This window comes from Bacillus sp. UNCCL81 (assembly GCF_900112535.1).
Taxonomy (GTDB): Bacteria; Bacillota; Bacilli; order Bacillales; family Bacillaceae_G; genus Gottfriedia; species Gottfriedia luciferensis_B.
Map to the genome: position 1 here is coordinate 1 of NZ_FOMF01000025.1, position 17,480 is coordinate 17,480.

At 34.9% G+C, this 17,480-nt stretch carries 17 protein-coding genes; all 17 read right to left on the bottom strand.

The features are described from left to right. Positions 1 to 80 precede the first annotated feature (80 nt). Positions 81 to 791 (bottom strand): N-acetylmuramoyl-L-alanine amidase CwlD, encoded by a 711-nt coding sequence (gene cwlD / locus BM319_RS24080; RefSeq protein ID WP_069033629.1) that lies wholly within the window; start codon positions 789 to 791, stop codon positions 81 to 83. A 58-nt stretch (positions 792 to 849) separates the two neighbouring features. Further along, complete coding sequence (locus BM319_RS24085) at positions 850 to 1,281, bottom strand: DUF2521 family protein (protein WP_069033628.1); 432 nt, start codon at positions 1,279 to 1,281, stop codon at positions 850 to 852. Between the two features lie 211 nt (positions 1,282 to 1,492). Then, complete coding sequence (locus BM319_RS24090) at positions 1,493 to 2,761, bottom strand: saccharopine dehydrogenase family protein (RefSeq protein ID WP_091024980.1); 1,269 nt, start codon at positions 2,759 to 2,761, stop codon at positions 1,493 to 1,495. Positions 2,762 to 2,925: 164 nt separating this feature from the next. After that, positions 2,926 to 4,251, bottom strand: a complete 1,326-nt coding sequence (locus tag BM319_RS24095) for a phage portal protein (RefSeq protein WP_091024982.1) — start codon at positions 4,249 to 4,251, stop codon at positions 2,926 to 2,928. A gap of 221 nt (positions 4,252 to 4,472) precedes the next feature. Then, positions 4,473 to 5,405, bottom strand: coding sequence for a response regulator (locus BM319_RS24100; protein ID WP_069033625.1), 933 nt, complete (start codon positions 5,403 to 5,405; stop codon positions 4,473 to 4,475). Next, entirely contained in the window at positions 5,402 to 6,715 is a 1,314-nt protein-coding gene (locus tag BM319_RS24105; protein ID WP_439097779.1) for an ATP-binding protein, read from the bottom strand. Before BM319_RS24105 ends, BM319_RS24100 begins: the two co-directional genes overlap by 4 nt. 114 nt (positions 6,716 to 6,829) lie before the next feature. Beyond that, positions 6,830 to 8,524 carry an NAD-dependent malic enzyme gene (locus BM319_RS24110; RefSeq protein ID WP_069033624.1) on the bottom strand — a complete coding sequence of 565 codons (1,695 nt, stop codon included), beginning with the start codon at positions 8,522 to 8,524 and terminating at the stop codon, positions 6,830 to 6,832. Between the two features lie 232 nt (positions 8,525 to 8,756). Further along, positions 8,757 to 10,193, bottom strand: coding sequence for an aspartate ammonia-lyase (gene aspA / locus BM319_RS24115; protein WP_091024988.1), 1,437 nt, complete (start codon positions 10,191 to 10,193; stop codon positions 8,757 to 8,759). Positions 10,194 to 10,211: 18 nt separating this feature from the next. Continuing rightward, positions 10,212 to 11,483: a cation:dicarboxylate symporter family transporter gene (locus BM319_RS24120; protein ID WP_069033622.1), complete on the bottom strand. Its 1,272-nt coding sequence runs from the start codon at positions 11,481 to 11,483 to the stop codon at positions 10,212 to 10,214. A 372-nt stretch (positions 11,484 to 11,855) separates the two neighbouring features. Next, positions 11,856 to 12,248, bottom strand: coding sequence for a 30S ribosomal protein S9 (gene rpsI / locus BM319_RS24125; RefSeq protein ID WP_056467505.1), 393 nt, complete (start codon positions 12,246 to 12,248; stop codon positions 11,856 to 11,858). Between the two features lie 21 nt (positions 12,249 to 12,269). Continuing rightward, positions 12,270 to 12,707, bottom strand: coding sequence for a 50S ribosomal protein L13 (gene rplM / locus BM319_RS24130; protein ID WP_056467502.1), 438 nt, complete (start codon positions 12,705 to 12,707; stop codon positions 12,270 to 12,272). A gap of 157 nt (positions 12,708 to 12,864) precedes the next feature. After that, a complete protein-coding gene (truA, locus tag BM319_RS24135) occupies positions 12,865 to 13,608 on the bottom strand; it encodes a tRNA pseudouridine(38-40) synthase TruA (protein WP_069033621.1) in 744 nt (247 codons plus the stop codon). 12 nt (positions 13,609 to 13,620) lie between these two features. Beyond that, a complete protein-coding gene (gene cbiQ / locus BM319_RS24140; RefSeq protein WP_069033620.1) occupies positions 13,621 to 14,415 on the bottom strand; it encodes a cobalt ECF transporter T component CbiQ in 795 nt (264 codons plus the stop codon). Next, positions 14,412 to 15,278 carry an energy-coupling factor ABC transporter ATP-binding protein gene (locus BM319_RS24145; RefSeq protein ID WP_091024991.1) on the bottom strand — a complete coding sequence of 289 codons (867 nt, stop codon included), beginning with the start codon at positions 15,276 to 15,278 and terminating at the stop codon, positions 14,412 to 14,414. The genes cbiQ and BM319_RS24145 overlap by 4 nt, the downstream gene beginning before the upstream one ends. Further along, on the bottom strand, positions 15,254 to 16,096 hold the full coding sequence (locus BM319_RS24150) for an energy-coupling factor ABC transporter ATP-binding protein (protein WP_091024993.1): 843 nt from the start codon (positions 16,094 to 16,096) through the stop codon (positions 15,254 to 15,256). Before BM319_RS24150 ends, BM319_RS24145 begins: the two co-directional genes overlap by 25 nt. Positions 16,097 to 16,209: 113 nt before the next feature. After that, complete coding sequence (gene rplQ, locus BM319_RS24155; protein ID WP_056467487.1) at positions 16,210 to 16,572, bottom strand: 50S ribosomal protein L17; 363 nt, start codon at positions 16,570 to 16,572, stop codon at positions 16,210 to 16,212. An 84-nt stretch (positions 16,573 to 16,656) separates the two neighbouring features. Further along, the coding region (locus tag BM319_RS24160; RefSeq protein ID WP_091024994.1) for a DNA-directed RNA polymerase subunit alpha at positions 16,657 to 17,480 on the bottom strand (824 nt) is incomplete at its 5' end.

A 17,480-nucleotide genomic window follows, 5' to 3' on the forward strand; every position in this document is an offset into this window, starting at 1 on the left:
TTACCTTAAACGGTAATGAGCACCGTAAGCAGACGAAGTAACGAAGAAAGCGAGCGTTTGCCAATAGTTTGAAACACCGATTAATTCGGCGGTTCATTTTTATCTGTATAATATCTAATAACCCCTCTATATATAGCTGCAGCCAGTTTATCTTGATATTCTTCATCTCTTAACTGCTGAGTTTCTTCATAATTTGATAAAAAGCCAACTTCTACAAGCGCACCTGGTACTTTGGAATATTTCATCAAATAAACATGATTAATAATTTTCGCTAATCGATGGGTATTATTTAGACTTTCCCTTAGCTCTGCTTGGACGTATTTTGCAAATCGCTCATTTTCAATTAATGAACCATAATAGAATGTTTGTGCACCTTTTGAAGATGTTCTTGGTAAGGAATTTAAATGAATTGATATGTATAGGTCTGCGTCCGATCCATTAATAATTTCTACCCTTTTCCTTAAATCAACGCTTTTTCTTCTACTATATCCTTTCATTCCATCCTCTGCTAGATCGTAATCTCCATCTCTTGTCATAATAACCGTTGCGCCTTGACCTTGTAAATAATCCCTCAGTTTGTTTGTTATTGACAGAGCAACAACTTTTTCAATAACATCTCCACCTGAAGCACCTCCATCTGGTCCACCATGCCCAGCATCCAACACAATCACTTTTCCATCTAGAGGAAGTCCTCTAAAATTCCATGTCTTTGAAGTTTTTTGTAATAAAGGTATACTCAAAATCAAAAAAACAAAGGTTACAATGATAACGATTAAGTGCCATCTTTTCATTTTTTCTCCCCCTGATTGTCCTATAAAAAATATATGGGACAACTAGGAAGAATATGACTTACTTTGATAAACGAAGTCTATGTCTTCTTTCTCCTTTTACATATCCATCTAACCACCAATTATTTAAAAAAGATTTACATCGGTCAAATGGTTCTGTTTGAATATCATCCTTACGACCAAATACAGAAGAATAAAATAAATAAGCTAACCATTCAGATTCTTTAGCTGATCTTCTTTTAACATTCTCAATTGGTTCACCATAAAAACCAAAGCGGCTATATCTTGCACCCAATAAATATGTTTCTACCGCTAACTCGAAACAGTAATCCTCTCTTGCTTTTCTTTGGTTAATGTCTGCGTCTATACAATAGGAAAACGAATCCTTTAATTGGGCTTTTAATTGCATTATTTTTAGTTCTTTTAATAAACTCTTTTCAAATTTAATTTGCTTTGCTCTTCTTTTTTCTCGGAAATTTGTTATAAGATTCATGATGAAACCTCCCCGTAGCCATAGTCTAAGACGAAAAGGTGTGCTTCATTCAAAAACTACATACTTAATTTCTTCCATAAAAAAATAGTAATTTTCACAAAAAACAAAGATTTTATATAATAGAAAATTTTCAAGACTTAAATGGTTTACTCGTAGTTAAATAAAATAAAAAGAGGGGTCTTTAAAAAACTTCCTACCCTCTTTCGCATTTTTAATGATCGAATGTTTTCATTCTTTGTAAAAGTAATCCATCACTTTTTTCATTTTCTCCATATACAAACTGAGGCATATGATATTTTAAATACTGTCCATAATTACTATTTGTATTTAATACTAACTCATCTACAAAGTAGGCACCTTTTGCTACAGAATCCAAAAATAAACTTGCAACTCCTGCATAAACTCCGCAAGCGACTTGAAGGTAGGTTGCATTTGTACCGTAATTAGTGAATGAATCTTTATTGTTCATCACATTATAGATATAGCGCTCTTTATCTTCGTACACAAGTAAAACTCCAACTACGTCCTCTCCTACTAATGGAGCTGTTGAAGGATCTAGAAGCTTTTTATCAAAACCCAATATTTCGTCAGTGTTTTTTAAATTATTTCTAATTAGATTTGTTGTATGCTCATTAACACGATACACAAAACCGCTTTCTAAGTTGAACAATTTGCCAATAATAAATACTTCTTCATGTGGCATAAGACAACCATAAAAGACTTTTTCCCCCAATGTTACTTTAAACTCAACGGAATAAACATCATCATACAAGAAGATGGGAATATTTTGTTTAACAAACATAGGAAAGCTTGTGACTGCCTCTTCTAGGAAGCAATCTGGGGACCATGTGGTGTATATTGTTTCTTTTTGAGCGATTGAAGGGTTTTCATAAAAAGAATTATCATGTTCAACAATGTAACATGCAAGAGGTTTTTCGGAAGGGAATTGGTTCATTAAATCGATTGCCATCCATTGCACAATCCCAGGATTCATTCCTGAACCAATAATTGCTGTAGTATTTTTAAACTTTCGTTTATTTTCCTCGAAGATACGTAAGCGTTCTTTAAGTGGGAACCCAGAACTAATGCTTTCATCCTCATCTACTATTTCACTTTCTAAAGCAGTGTTGACATATTTCACACCAAACTCATTACAGCAGCGCAACATTTCAACAGAATCCGCTCTAGAAACATCAACTACAATAACTGTATTACTCTCTATGAGATGTTTTTTCATTAAATCAATATTATTAACATTCATTTCATGAAATGTAACGTTTTCTATTAGGTTAGGAATAATCCTTTCGAAATAGGTTAAATCTTTCTGTTTCAAATCAATTAAATGAAACCTGGCATTTTTTATTATCTGTTGGAGCGGATCATTTGGATCTTTTGCCGCTTTATTAAATATAGAAAGCACTGCCTTTGCCACTCCGCCAGAACTACCTAATAGGGTAATAATCGCATCTTTTTCAAACATATAAACAACTCCATAAATTGGTTTAATATTAGCTTTTACTTTACTATATGAACCAATAGAAAAAGTGTTCGGACAAGTATCCTATCTATCTAACCTATGCCAACTTTCTAATTGAAAAAAAAAAAGCCTAACTAATAATTAGTTAATAGCTCTATTTTATCTAATTAACTATTTTTATCGTCTGTTTCTGGTTTTTCTAACAGTTTCTTCTGTTGTTCCATACAAAACTCTTTAAATTGTTTACATTCTTCTAAACACTCTTGTCTGCATTTTTCAATTTCTTCTTCGCGTTTCTTTTCTCTTTCAACGCGCAACTCAAATTCTCTATCTCTTTCTTTCTGATCGATTGGAGCAGTATCCGTTTTTAGCAGTGGAACATCTCCTCTTTGGATTGGTCCGATTCCCATTAAGGAACGCCATTCATTAGGAGTTAAGGAAGCTCGTTCTACCATAATTGAAAATGCTAATTTTGTTGCAATTGATGCAAATTCTAAGTTAGATGCTTCAAAAACGATCCGATTACCATTTTTTCGCTCCGCTGGAGTAAAGAATTTACGTGTAAATTCATTATTCAGCTGGATGACTAATGGATTAATTACGGCTTCATTATACGCATTCCATTGGTCCTCGTTAAATGTACTCTGTACTATGTTTTCATTCGTATTAAAAAACATAAGGATTCGTCTAATTGCATCATTAGTTCTTTGGGGCTCTGGTGCATAGTTACTTGCGGGTACTTGTTGTAAAGTGTAAGTTGGCTCCGAAAAACCTGCTTTTACACCATCTCCTGTATATTTCATATAATTGTTTACAAACTCATTCGTATTCTTAATCAGATCATCTTGATCAAGTACTTCCTTAAAGTTTAATAACCAATTCATAAAACGATTGTTACTTACATTATTGACGATACTGTCATCTACTGAATCAATCACTTCTAATAAAGGAAGTAAAGGATCATATGGGGGAGTTCCAAATAGATCATTACTATTAACATCTTTTCTTAAATGAATGATATCGCTATAAGGTAAAATTAGTACATTTTTAGTTTTGAATGTGAATTTTAAAAAGATCAAACCTTGATTATTTTCGAGCACTTCAACCTTCGTGCAAGGAATAGGAAAAATAGCGGTAGGATAGCCAAAATCATTTCGCTTTATAAATGCGAACGCATTACTATTTAGGTCAAGCTGAGTTACCATTTTCTCTAAAAGTAATTGCCTAGACATAAATGGATTTGGCTCTTGCAGTACATTATAAATCCATGGATCAGGGTTAATCTTGCATTCTCTATTATTTTCTCTAACATGCGTTACTTTTAGTTTTCCAATTGCATTAGCTTTAGGTCTAATACATGCCCTGATCACATCATTCTTAAATAATGTATCGCCTAATGTTAATTGGCCATCCCCTTCATCATTTAATAACTCAAAAGAACTAGTACTTGATTGAAAATTCATTTTACCCATTATCCAGTCGATTAAGCCCAATGTACATCACCCCTAACCTAGATGGCCATAGGTATAATTTATTAAGGTATATTATTTTATTCTTTTAAAACTCTTCTATGCTACAATTCAAGAATGAATTATTAGAATTTTTTAATTTTTAATCATTTTAGAATATGAGTATACTATTTAGTTTATTCCAGAAAGTAATCATATACAAAAAAGCCCTCAAAAGCGTTTGAGGGCCAGATAAAATTTTATTATTAATATCTTTCAACTAAAAGTTGTTTCGATTCAAAGTATAAAACTTGTATAAATTTCTTTGCATTAATGCGAGTATGCGTTGATGAAGCCAAGGATACTTGCTTCAATTCACTCATTCTTTGACGAACTGTTTCAAAATCAAAAAACTTTGAAGCATAATTTTCAAATTTAGGGTTCGCAAAATCTGTCAGTCCTATTGATGCCATATGGTTTAAAGATTGATAAATTGCCCTACGAACTCGTTGTTCTGATGATTTCCTTTCCCGCTCAACGTCTTCTGGAGAATTTACAATCCCTAGCTTTTTCAAACTGATGTGAGTGTATATATCCTTTAATGTAGGAAACCCTGCCTCTAAGCCCAAATTCGTTTCATATTCATAGAGGTAATTGAGCATATCAAGCAAGTCCTTGCTCCCATTTTCTCCAGCTATGCCAAGTTCTGATAATAGAACTTGTCCCCAATCTGTAATTTTCTTTTTATCAGATACTGGATTATGTTGATTGATTGAATTTACATCAAAAACATTACTTAATGACTTTTGAATATCAAGAATCGATCGCTCAAGTCGAATTCGCTCCAAGACCTTTCTAACAACCGATATCACTTCAATTTTGTTCAACGGCTTAGTAATGTAATATTCGATACCAAGAGAATAAGCTTCTCCGATCAATTCTTTCGACTCCACTTGAGAAATCATAATAATTTTCCCTTTGAATGAAGATCCCATTCTCCGTATTGTTTCTATACCGTCCTGAAGAGGCATTAATAGATCAATAAATAATATATCAACATGATTTATTTCGAGTGTATTTGTATCTAAAAAAAAGCCGTCTTCCGCCTCACCAACCACTTCACCTAACTCTTCATCCTCTATGATTTGTGATAACATCGATCGAAAGACTTCATCATCATCTGTGATATAAAAGTTCATAAATTCATCCTTTCTAAGACGAGAGCTCCGATTGGTAGTCGGATCGTAAAAATACATTCACTCTCTTTTTGATTGAGAATAACTTCTCCTCCCAGTTCTTCTGCCATTTCTTTGATATAGGATAAACCAATTCCTGTAGAAGGGGTTCCATCATCGCTATATTTAGACGTAAACCCAGGTTTAAAAATAAGCTTCATATTTTTTGAAGGAACTCCAGGTCCATTATCAATAACCTTACATTCAATCCAATCTTCAGCTTTTTCTATTGATAAGAGAATTCTCCCTTTAAGCTCTATAGCTTCAACTGCGTTCGCAACTAAGTTATTAATAAATGATAGCATTAGATAAATATGATAGTGCGGATGTTCTCCTTTTATATGAGAAACAAACTCAATTTTTTTTCCTAGCATGCCTGCATATTTTTGATTAATTCGTATAACCATTGTGACTAAATCATTTACACTCATATATTCAGGCAAACTTTCACTAGTAATTAGTTTAGAAAGTCCAGCGAAAATTCTTTGGTTATCCTTTTTTATTTCATGAACCTCTCCTGCAATTCTTAAAGATTTGCTACCCCATTTTTCGATTGGAACGCCTAAATCTTGTTTGTACTTACTCATGTCTCGATATAAATTGTAGGATTCTTTTGTTATTGTTTCGGCATTTTGTAATGTTTTTTTCAAATAAACAGACTCTACGTACAAATTGGATAAATGCATAAGCATATTTTCATTCTCTTTACGAGTTTGTGATTCCTTCAGTTTTAGTTCGTAAAGCTTCATCATATTGATAAATGCTAATACAAAAAAACTTCTAAACACCGCAATAATAATAATTTTGTTTAACTCATCCACAGTAAGTGAAGATCCCATTCCATAAAGTTGCAGTATTAATTCGATTAAACTAGAAGTGATCTCAATCGTAATACCGAAAATTCCTATTAGCAAAGGGTGCTGAAACTGATTTACTTTTAATAAATAAAAGAAAACGGAAAATGAAAAATAATATAAAAAAGTAGGAAATCTGACCGAAAAGGATGAAGCAAAATTAAAATCTGTCAATACTAACCAATCTAGTCCAACACGGAATACAAAAACAGATATGCCTATTAACAGCCCTATTAGAACAGAATGATAATTCCTAAAATACAATAAAGAAAAGAAAAAAATTGGGGTTCCAAAACTAACACGAAATATATTATCAAATGGATGAAAGTTTAGTTCACCGGCTATCGGAACAATAACCATAAGTGCAATAACAATCCAGAAATCTTTACCTTGCAATCCTTTAGATTTCAAATCCGCCACTTCCTGATTTTTGCTACTAGTATATCGTCTTGTTGTTATTAACACAATGATCCTCCATACTACTAAATTTCATAAGAAAATACAGCTTGATGAAACAAGCTGTATTTTTTATTTTTATATAGTGACCAATTCTTTAGTAGCTTTAATAGGTCGATATGCAGGCTCCCACATAGCGTTACGTACAGCTTGCTCAATATCGTCGTGTACAACTCGAGCTACCCCGTCAGCAACTGCTGCTTTTGCTACTTCAATCGCAACTACTTCTGAAATAGTACGTAGATTCTCAATTTGAGGTAGTAATGGTGCACCTAATTTACTTACATCGATCATTTCCGCTACAGCTTCTGCTGCCGCTGCAAACATTCCATCAGTAATAATACTTGCGCGTGAAACATTTGTTCCAAGTCCTAAGCCTGGGAAAATAAGAGCGTTATTTGATTGACCAATTACATAAACCGTTTTGTTATATGTTACTGGAGCAAAAGGACTTCCTGTTGCTACCAATGCTCTTCCTTCAGTCCACTTGATTAAATCAGAAGGCTTTGCTTCTGCAAGTGGTGTAGGATTGGACATCGGTAAAATTACAGGTCTTTCAACATGTGCTGCCATATCTCTTACAATCTCTTCTGTGAAAGCACCGGCAACAGTTGAAGTACCAATTAAGATCGTAGGATGAACTTGGCTTACAACTTCTGCTAGGCTTGCACCTGAATTATTTTCCTCGATAGGGCGTGCATATGGTTGTTGGAAGTCGAACAACCCTTCCATATCCTCTGCAAGCAATCCATTTCGGTCAATACACCAGAATCTGCGGTTTGCTAATTCGAATGAAAGGCCTTCACGTACCATTGCATCACGTACTTGATCTGCTATTCCAATACCTGCTGCTCCTGCACCGAATACAACTACACGATGTTCACTTAATGGAATACCAGATGCATTCACTGCCGCTAGCACAGCTGCAAGTGATACAGCTCCTGTACCTTGAATATCATCATTGAAAGTACAAACTTGGTGACGATACCTATCTAAAATGTTTCGCGCATTTTTAGAGCTAAAATCCTCCCAATGAAGTAATGCATTTGGGAATTTTTCGACTGCAGTCGTTACAAACTTATCAATAAACGCATCATATCGGCTATCGCGAACGCGAGGATGTCTGTTTCCAACATAAAATGGATTATCTAGTAGCTCTTCGCGATCAGTACCGACATCTAAAATGACTGGTAATACTCGTGCTGGATCAATACCTGCCGCAGCTGTATATACCGCTAATTTACCGATTGCGATATTAATACCTCCAACTCCCCAGTCACCAATTCCTAATATTCCTTCACCGTCAGTAATAACGATTAAATCAATTTCATCTGCATTTGCGCCATAATTATCAAATGCTTGTTCGATACCATCTTCTTCATTAATCGATAAATACAAACCACGAGGTCTTCTATATTCATTACTATAACGTTGAATCGCTAAACCAACTGTTGGTGTATAAACAACAGGAAGCATTTCTGGTAAGTGATCAGTTAGTACTCGATAAAATAACGTTTCATTACGATCATGTAAAGCTGATAATGCAACATTTTTATGCAAATCAGTAGGTTGTGACGAGAATTGCGCGTAAGCACGTTTAGCTTGCTCCTCCAGCGTCAGTACAGCTGGCGGTAATAATCCTGTTAAACCTAATTCTTTTCGTTCCTCTTGAGTAAATGCAACTCCTTTATTAAGCATTGGCACACCTAATAATTCGGCACCTCGCAAGGTAGTCTCCACTTCACCATTCGAACCTACCTTGAATTTATGCATATAATCCCATCCCTTATCTATCTATTTTATTTTATTTTTATCTTTTTTAGTTAAGCAAAAAAGGGCTTTTCGCCCTTACTTTGTAATAATTAATTGTCAAACTAATTTAAAATGACTGTTCTTTCAATGTGCAAAGCGAGAAGCGGTGCTAAATTTACATACATGGCGGTATAAGCACCGCAAACAGGCTAAGCAACATAGAAAGTGAGCGTAAATCAGAAGGCTGACTGTTTTATTGACGCTCTAAAAGAACTGCACCAGCAATACCAGGGTGAGTCATTTCAAATGGATCTAAAATTAAATCAAGTTCTTCTTCTGATAATACGTCATATTTTAAGCAAAGTTCACGAATTGGTTTTCCTGTTAGAATTGCTTCTCTAGCTATTCTCGCAGCAACTTCATAACCGATATGTGGATTAACCGCTGTGATTAGACCAACGCTCTTTTCTACATATTCTTTCATTCTGTCTTCATTCGCTTCAATTCCTTTTAAACAATTATCTGTAAACGCACGGAATGCATTATTCATAATGTTAATTGATTGAAGTAAATTAAATACTAGAACAGGCTCCATAACGTTTAATTCTAATTGTCCTGCTTCAGACGCTAAACAGATTGTATGATCATTACCGATTACTTGGAAAGCAACTTGGTTAATTACTTCTGCCATTACAGGATTTACTTTACCTGGCATAATAGATGAACCTGGTTGACGAGCTGGCAATGAAATTTCACCAAGTCCTGCACGTGGGCCTGAAGCCATTAAACGTAAATCATTCGCAATTTTAGACATATTCATCATACATACTTTTAGAGCAGCCGATACTTCTGTATAAGCATCAGTGTTTTGAGTAGCATCAACAAGATGCTCAGCTCCAACAAGTGATAATCCGCTTATTTCAGCAAGTTGCTTAACAACTAGTTCAATATAGCGTGGATCTGCATTTAAACCTGTCCCAACCGCTGTAGCTCCCATATTTACCTCATATAAGTGCTGACGAGATTGTTCGATACGTTTTATATCACGACCAAGTACTCGAGAATATGCTTCGAATTCTTGTCCTAAACGAATCGGTACTGCATCTTGTAAGTGAGTACGGCCCATTTTAATTACATGGTCAAATTCTTTTGCCTTTAAGTCAAATATATCACGCATATAATTCATTGTGTTTAATAATTTCTCTAACATATTTAAAGTCGCGATATGAATTGCAGTTGGGAATGCATCATTTGTAGACTGCGACATATTTACATGGGTATTAGGACTAATGCAGAAATAGTCACCTTTTTCTTTACCTAGAATTTCAAGCGCACGATTTGCAATAACCTCATTTGCATTCATATTCATTGATGTTCCTGCGCCACCTTGGATAGGATCAACAATGAACTGATCATGCCATTTGCCCTCAATAATTTCTTGAGCTGCCTCTGCAATCGCTTTACCATTTCCTTCATAAAGGCGTTTTGTTTCTACGTTAGCAAGTGCTGCTGCCTTCTTTACAATTGCTAAAGCTTTAATAAGCTCTTCGTGAATTTTATAACCAGTAATAGGAAAGTTCTCAACTGCGCGTAATGTTTGGACACCATAGTAGGCATCTGCAGGAATTTCTTTTTCCCCTAAAAAATCTTTTTCAATGCGTATGTTTGGTTTAATTTCAGTAGCCGCCATTTGTTTTTTCTCCCATCTTTACGCAACTTTTGATTCCTTAATAGACTCAATATATTGTTGCGCTTTCTCTTTATCGTATTCGCCTTCCCATTTCGCCATCGTAATGGCCGCTAACGAGTTTCCTAATACATTTACTGCAGAACGAACCATATCTAAAATACGGTCAATACCCGCAATTAATGCGATTCCTTCTAAAGGTAATCCCATTGAACCTAGTGTAGCCAGTACTACTACGAACGATGCACCAGGGACACCGGCCATACCTTTTGATGTAAGCATTAGTACAAATAATAATGTTATCTGCTCCATAAATGACATGTGAATATTGTACATCTGAGCAACAAATAATGCAGCAAGAGCTTGGTAAATCGCTGAACCCGTTAAGTTAAATGAGTACCCTGTCGGTATAACAAAGGATACAATTGCTTTTGGACAACCCATTTCTTCCATCTTTTTCATAATGTTTGGAAGTACTGCTTCCGAACTTGCTGTTGTAAATGAAAGAATCAGCTCTTCCTTTAAAATCTTCATTAGTGTAAAAATATTCGTCCCTGTCATTTTAGCATTAATACCTAAAATAACAATAGCAAAAAATGCCACAGTTATATAAACAGCTAAAACAAGTTTACCAAGTGGTAATAAAGTACTTACACCAAACTTTGCAACTGTTACAGCAATCAACGCGAAAACCCCAAACGGAGCAGTTTTCATAACTTGATTTGTAACCCAAAACATCGCTTCTAATACGCCTTCAAAAAATCCAAGAACAGGCTTCCCTTTTTCCCCTATCGCTGCTACTCCTAAACCAAATAAAACAGAGAAGAAAATAATCGGCAATAAATCACCTTGTGCCATTGATTCAAATACATTTTTCGGGAAAATATGAACAATTGTCTCTGCAAAACCACTTTGTTGTGTTGCCGTCGCTGTTTGTTCATATGCTGAAATATCACCTTTTTGCAGATGAGTCATATCCACGCCTTTACCTGGGTGGAATAAATTCGCTGCAAGCATTCCAATTCCTAGTGCAATCGTCGTAATAATTTCAAAATAAAGAAGTGTTTTTCCTCCAAGTTTTCCTAGCTTCTTTATATCCCCTACACCTGCTACAGCTACTACAAGAGCTGAAATTACAATTGGCATAACGATCATTTTAATTAAATGAATAAAGATATCACCAATCGGTTGAATATAAGATATTGCCTTTTCGTTTCCGTATACTAAAGCTCCTACAACAATACCTAATATAAGAGCAACAAAGATTTGCGTAGCTAATCCAAATTTCTTCATATAAATCCCCCTTGTTAACGCTTTCATATATATAAATGAAATACATAACTAATTTTAAATGCAAACCTACAAAACAATACAAAAACCTACAAACGCTCTTAAAATAATTATAAAAAGTTTCAAAAAAGCTAAATGCTTGACCATTATTGAACAATGAGGAGAGCAAAGAATAGAAGTGCGAGTAAAAAAAACCGTTTCATTTTGGAATAACAACAGGGATGCAACAATCAAAGGAAAGATCAGAGAAAAGGAAGCAGTTGAGTGGAAGGATTGAACATAGGAATTTCAATTATATATATGATGAATAAACCCGCAAAATAAAAAAACTCCTGTCCACAAAGTGGAGAGGAGTTTTGAACGTATAAATAAAAATTAACGTTTTGAGAACTGAGGAGCTCTACGTGCACCTTTAAGACCGTATTTTTTACGCTCTTTCATACGTGCATCACGAGTTAATAATCCAGCGCGTTTTAAAGTTCCGCGGTATTCAGGATCAACTTGTAATAATGCTCTTGAGATACCGTGACGAATTGCACCAGCTTGACCAGTGTATCCACCACCGTTAACGTTTACTAAAATATCATAGCTACCTAATGTTTCAGTTGCAACAAGTGGTTGTTTAACAACTTCTCTTAATGCAGCGAATGGGATGTAATCTTCAAAATCACGACCGTTAATGATAACGCGTCCTTCGCCAGGAACTAAACGTACACGAGCTACTGAGCTTTTACGACGTCCTGTGCCATAGTATTGTACTTGTGCCATGTGAATGCCCTCCTTTTATAATTATCCGCGAAGTTCGTAAACTTCTGGTTTTTGTGCTTGGTGTGGATGCTCGTTACCAGCATACACGTGTAACTTTTTAATTTGAGCACGTCCAAGACGTCCTTTTGGAAGCATACCTTTAACAGCTAACTCAAGCATTTTAACTGGGTAGTTAGTACGCATTTCTAAAGCTGTACGCTCTTTTAAACCACCAGCATACATTGTATGACGGTAGTAAATTTTATTGTTTAATTTGTTTCCTGTTAATTCAACTTTCTCAGCATTGATGATGATTACGTTATCACCTGTATCAACGTGTGGTGTGAAAGTTGGTTTGTGCTTACCGCGAAGTAAAGTAGCTACTTCAGTTGCAAGACGACCTAAAGTTTTTCCTTCAGCGTCTACAACGAACCACTTACGTTCAACTTCGCTAGCTTTTGCCATATAAGTTGTGCGCATTCTATTTTCCTCCTAATACAATATACATAAAGTAAAATTGTTTTTATTGTTTATCTTTAACACGACTGGTTCCGGGGCTAATCGTGGTTCTTAAAACAATACCGTATTTAATATTAAACTTTATACCTTCTAATGTCAAGCAAATGTTACACCAGGATTAGTTGTTATAATCAACTTTCCATAAAAAAAGTCCATTAGGCGGTGAAGTCTTGCCAGCCTTGGCTCGATCACGTGCTAACAATGCGTTTTTAACACTTTTTACATCACGCTTTCCTTGCCCTACTTCAATTAATGTTCCAACAATTATTCTTACCATATTATAAAGAAAACCATTTCCTTCAAGAGCGATGACAATCCCCTGATCTGTTTTATTAATACTTCCTTTATAAATCGTTCGTACTTTGTCCTTTATATCTGTATTTGATGCACAAAAGGAACTAAAATCATGAGTACCTAATAAGCATTCTAAAGCTTCTTGCATTTTAGCAATATTTAAATCAAAAGGAAAAAAATAATGATGGTTTCTGGAAAAAACATTTTCATCTTTTTCATTCCAAATAAAATAACGGTATTCTTTTCGAACGACGTCAAATCTAGAGTGAAAATGATCATCGACGATTTCTACAGATCTAACATTAATATCTTTAGGCAATTGTGCATTTAACGCTCTTTTCCATTGCTCTGGTTGAAGGGCATATTCACTATCAAAATGAATTACTTGTCCTACTGCATGTACCCCTGTATCTGTCCTACCAGATGCATGGATTCTAATTGGAATACCTTTGTGCATTTTTGTTAGAACCTTCTCAAAATCTGTTTGGACTGTTCTCTGATTAGGTTGAACTTGGTATCCATTAAATAGTGTGCCATCATATGAAATTATACATTTAATTCGATTCATAACTTATCTCCATTACTTACGTAAAAACAATAATAGTAAAAATAATATCAATAATACAACAAAACATGCTGTATCCCGTACATGCCACTTCATAATGCGAAACTTTGATCTTCCATCTCCGCCTTGGTAACCTCTAGCTTCCATCGCAACTGCTAAGTCTTCAGCCCGTTTAAATGAATGAATAAATAATGGAACAAGTAAAGAAATTAATGCTTTTAACCGGTCTTTTATAGGTCCTGAAGAGAAATCCACTCCTCTAGACGATTGTGCCTTCATAATCTTTTCAGTCTCTTCCATAAGCGTTGGAATAAAGCGTAGGGAAATTGACATCATTAAAGCCATTTCATGCACAGGTAGACCAAACCTTTTAAATGGATTAAATAATGACTCAAGTCCATCGGTAATTTCGATTGGATTTGTTGTTAATGTCAGTAAAGTAGTAATTGAAACTAAAAGAAAAAATCTCAAAGATATATAAATCCCTTGAATAATTCCTTCTTTATGAATTTCGACCCATCCAAAATGATAAATTAGTGGTCCCTCTTTATTTGTAAAAACATGCAATAAAAACGTAAACACTGCTAATAACCAGATTGCTTTTAATCCTTTTAAATAATAATTAAGAGGTACTCTTGATAGCAATACTGTTACAATTGAAAATAAAAATAATATACCGTATGTTATAAAATTATTTGCTAAGAAAACGATACAAATAAAAATGAACATTGTAAGAAGTTTTGCTCTAGCATCTAGACGATGAATAAGTGAATCGATTGGAATATATTTTCCGATAATTAGACTATTCATTTTGTTTCCCCATTATAAAGATTCGCTATATAATTAGCGAGCTGTTCGATTGTTAAACTTGTAGGTTTTTCATTAATGCCTAATTTTTGATTTAGTTCTTGGTGGAATTTTAAAGAAAGTGGAATCTGTAATCCAATTTCCTCTAATTCCTTTTCATATGAGAACACTTCTAAAGGGCTTCCCTTTAAATATGTAGTCCCTTTTTGAAGCACATGGATTGTATCAGCATATCTCGCTGCATCTTCCATGATATGCGTCACCAAAATGATCGTCAGGCCCTTTTCTTTATGCAATTGGTAAAACATATCCATTAAAGCTTTTTGACCTCTAGGATCAAGACCAGCAGTTGGTTCATCCAAAACTAAAACCTCTGGCTCCATTGCTAAAACACCTGCAATAGCAACCCTTCTCATTTGACCACCACTTAATTCAAATGGTGACTTTATTAAATATTCTTCACTTAAGCCTACTTTTTCAATTAGATCTTTAGCTCTTTTTTTTGCTTCTTCTTCAGATACACCAAAATTCATTGGACCAAAGCAAATATCTTTCTCTACAGTTTCTTCAAATAATTGTTGCTCAGGAAACTGAAAAACTAATCCTACTTTTTTTCTTAATGATTTTAAATTCTTGTTTTTTTTATCTGACAAAAGGGTAATATCGTCTATTTTAGCGATGCCCTCTGTAGGTTGTAAGAGGCCATTTAAATGTTGCAGAAAAGTAGATTTACCTGAGCCTGTGTGACCAATTACAGCATAATATGACCCATTTGGTATCGTAACATCAATATCATAAAGAGCACGATGCTCAAAAGGTGTCTTCGGCTGATAAGTATAGCCTACTTTTTCAAAAGTAATTTGCATAATTCGCTCACCAAGCTTTCTTGCTCTAGATGGTCTTGTCTCAAAGGTAAACCTTTTTCGATTAATAAACTAGAAAGGTTATTTGTAAAAGGAGATGCTAATCCTAGCGACTCTAAAGAAAACTCTGTTTTTAAAAGCTCTTCTGGAGTTACGCTTTGAACTAAATGACCATCATGCATAATTAAAATACGGTCTGCATGTATTGCTTCTTCTATATCATGAGTAATTGAAATAACAGTCATATTAATGTCTTTATGTAAATCACGTATTGTCTCGATTACTTCTTTTCTACCGAAAGGATCTAACATCGATGTAGCTTCATCTAATATTAATATACTTGGTTGAATTGCTAATGCTCCTGCTATTGCTACTCTTTGTTTTTGGCCTCCAGAAAGAGAGTGTGGCTCATGGAGTACAAATTCATTCATATTGACGATGTTTAAAACTTCTTCAATTCGACGATCCATTTCTTTTTTCTCAATTCCATGGTTTTCTAAACCAAATGCAATATCATCTATTACTGTTGTGCCTACAAACTGATTATCAGGATTTTGAAATACCATCGCTATTTTCTTTCGCACGTCCCAAATTGTTTTTTCTGATAAGCTAATTTCCTCATCAATCACAATTTGACCCTCTTCGGGTAATATTAATCCATTTAAAAGTTTAGCTAATGTTGACTTTCCTGATCCGTTTCGCCCAACTATAGCAATCCATTCATTTTCTTTAATAGTAAATGATACAGAATGAACTGCATTTGATTGTGCCTGTGGATATTTAAAAGATATGTTATCTACTTTAATACTATCTTTTCTCATTTGTTCACCTATAATTTCTCATTGTTTATAGATATATAATAGTCTAAAAGTAAACAGAAAAAAAGGGCAACGACATGTTTACAAGAAACGTCGAGCCCTTTTGTATTCGAATATTAAACTAATTCGATAACAACCATTGGTGCAGCGTCTCCACGACGAGGACCAATTTTTGCGATACGAGTGTATCCACCTTGGCGCTCAGTGTAACGAGGAGCGATGTCAGCAAATAATTTTTGTAAAGCGTCTTGACCGTTTTCAGCGTTAGCAACTTCATTACGGATGTAAGCAGCAGCTAGACGACGAGCGTGTAAGTCTCCACGTTTACCTAAAGTAATCATTTTTTCAACAACTGAACGTAACTCCTTCGCACGAGTTTCAGTTGTTTGAATACGTTCGTTGATAATTAAATCAGTAGCTAAGTCACGTAACATAGCTTTACGTTGTGAGCTAGTACGTCCTAATTTTCTGTATCCCATTTCTAGTTCCCTCCTTTGTAAGTAGTATCAAAATTGGGTCATATAGACATGAAGAGAACGCCTCTCCCTTTATCGAAGCTACAATCAGTCTTCTTTACGTAGGCCTAGACCTAACTCTTCTAACTTATGTTTTACTTCTTCTAAAGACTTACGACCTAAGTTACGTACTTTCATCATGTCTTCTTCTGTCTTATTCGCAAGCTCTTGTACAGTATTAATACCAGCTCGCTTTAAGCAGTTATATGAACGAACAGAAAGATCAAGTTCTTCAATCGTCATTTCAAGGACTTTATCTTTTTGATCTTCTTCTTTTTCAACCATGATTTCTGCATTTTTAGCTTCGTCAGTTAAACCTACAAAAATGTTTAAGTGTTCAGTAAGAATTTTTGAACCAAGTGCGATAGCATCCTTAGGTCCAATACTTCCGTCAGTCCAAACATCAAGTGTTAACTTATCGAAATTTGAAACCTGTCCCACACGTGTATTTTCAACTTGGTATGTGACACGAGACACTGGAGTGTAAATCGAGTCGATAGGAATAACACCTATTGCTTGATCCTCTCTTTTGTTACCATCTGCAGGGATGTATCCACGTCCACGTCTAGCAGTTAGACGCATACGTAAATGAGCATCTTTAGCAAGAGTTGCAATATGAAGATCTGGATTTAGAACTTCCACATCGCTATCATGCGTAATATCGGCCGCAGTAATTGGCCCTTCACCGCGTACATCAATTTCTAATGTTTTTTCTTCATCTGAATAAATTTTCAGAGCAAGTTTTTTAACATTAAGGATAATTGTTGTAACGTCTTCTACAACACCTTCAACTGTAGAGAACTCATGTAACACGCCATCAATTTGAATAGCAGTTACAGCGGCACCAGGAAGTGAGGATAAAAGGATACGAC

Bases quoted from the DNA above. Each gene is read 5' to 3' on its own strand.
- cwlD (WP_069033629.1), bottom strand. From the start codon at position 791: ATGAAAAGATGGCACTTAATCGTTATCATTGTAACCTTTGTTTTTTTG.
- BM319_RS24085 (WP_069033628.1), bottom strand. From the start codon at position 1,281: ATGAATCTTATAACAAATTTCCGAGAAAAAAGAAGAGCAAAGCAAATT.
- BM319_RS24090 (WP_091024980.1), bottom strand. From the start codon at position 2,761: ATGTTTGAAAAAGATGCGATTATTACCCTATTAGGTAGTTCTGGCGGA.
- BM319_RS24100 (WP_069033625.1), bottom strand. From the start codon at position 5,405: ATGAACTTTTATATCACAGATGATGATGAAGTCTTTCGATCGATGTTA.
- BM319_RS24110 (WP_069033624.1), bottom strand. From the start codon at position 8,524: ATGCATAAATTCAAGGTAGGTTCGAATGGTGAAGTGGAGACTACCTTG.
- aspA (WP_091024988.1), bottom strand. From the start codon at position 10,193: ATGGCGGCTACTGAAATTAAACCAAACATACGCATTGAAAAAGATTTT.
- BM319_RS24120 (WP_069033622.1), bottom strand. From the start codon at position 11,483: ATGAAGAAATTTGGATTAGCTACGCAAATCTTTGTTGCTCTTATATTA.
- rpsI (WP_056467505.1), bottom strand. From the start codon at position 12,248: ATGGCACAAGTACAATACTATGGCACAGGACGTCGTAAAAGCTCAGTA.
- rplM (WP_056467502.1), bottom strand. From the start codon at position 12,707: ATGCGCACAACTTATATGGCAAAAGCTAGCGAAGTTGAACGTAAGTGG.
- truA (WP_069033621.1), bottom strand. From the start codon at position 13,608: ATGAATCGAATTAAATGTATAATTTCATATGATGGCACACTATTTAAT.
- cbiQ (WP_069033620.1), bottom strand. From the start codon at position 14,415: ATGAATAGTCTAATTATCGGAAAATATATTCCAATCGATTCACTTATT.
- BM319_RS24145 (WP_091024991.1), bottom strand. From the start codon at position 15,278: ATGCAAATTACTTTTGAAAAAGTAGGCTATACTTATCAGCCGAAGACA.
- BM319_RS24150 (WP_091024993.1), bottom strand. From the start codon at position 16,096: ATGAGAAAAGATAGTATTAAAGTAGATAACATATCTTTTAAATATCCA.
- rplQ (WP_056467487.1), bottom strand. From the start codon at position 16,572: ATGGGATACAGAAAATTAGGACGTACTAGCTCACAACGTAAAGCTATG.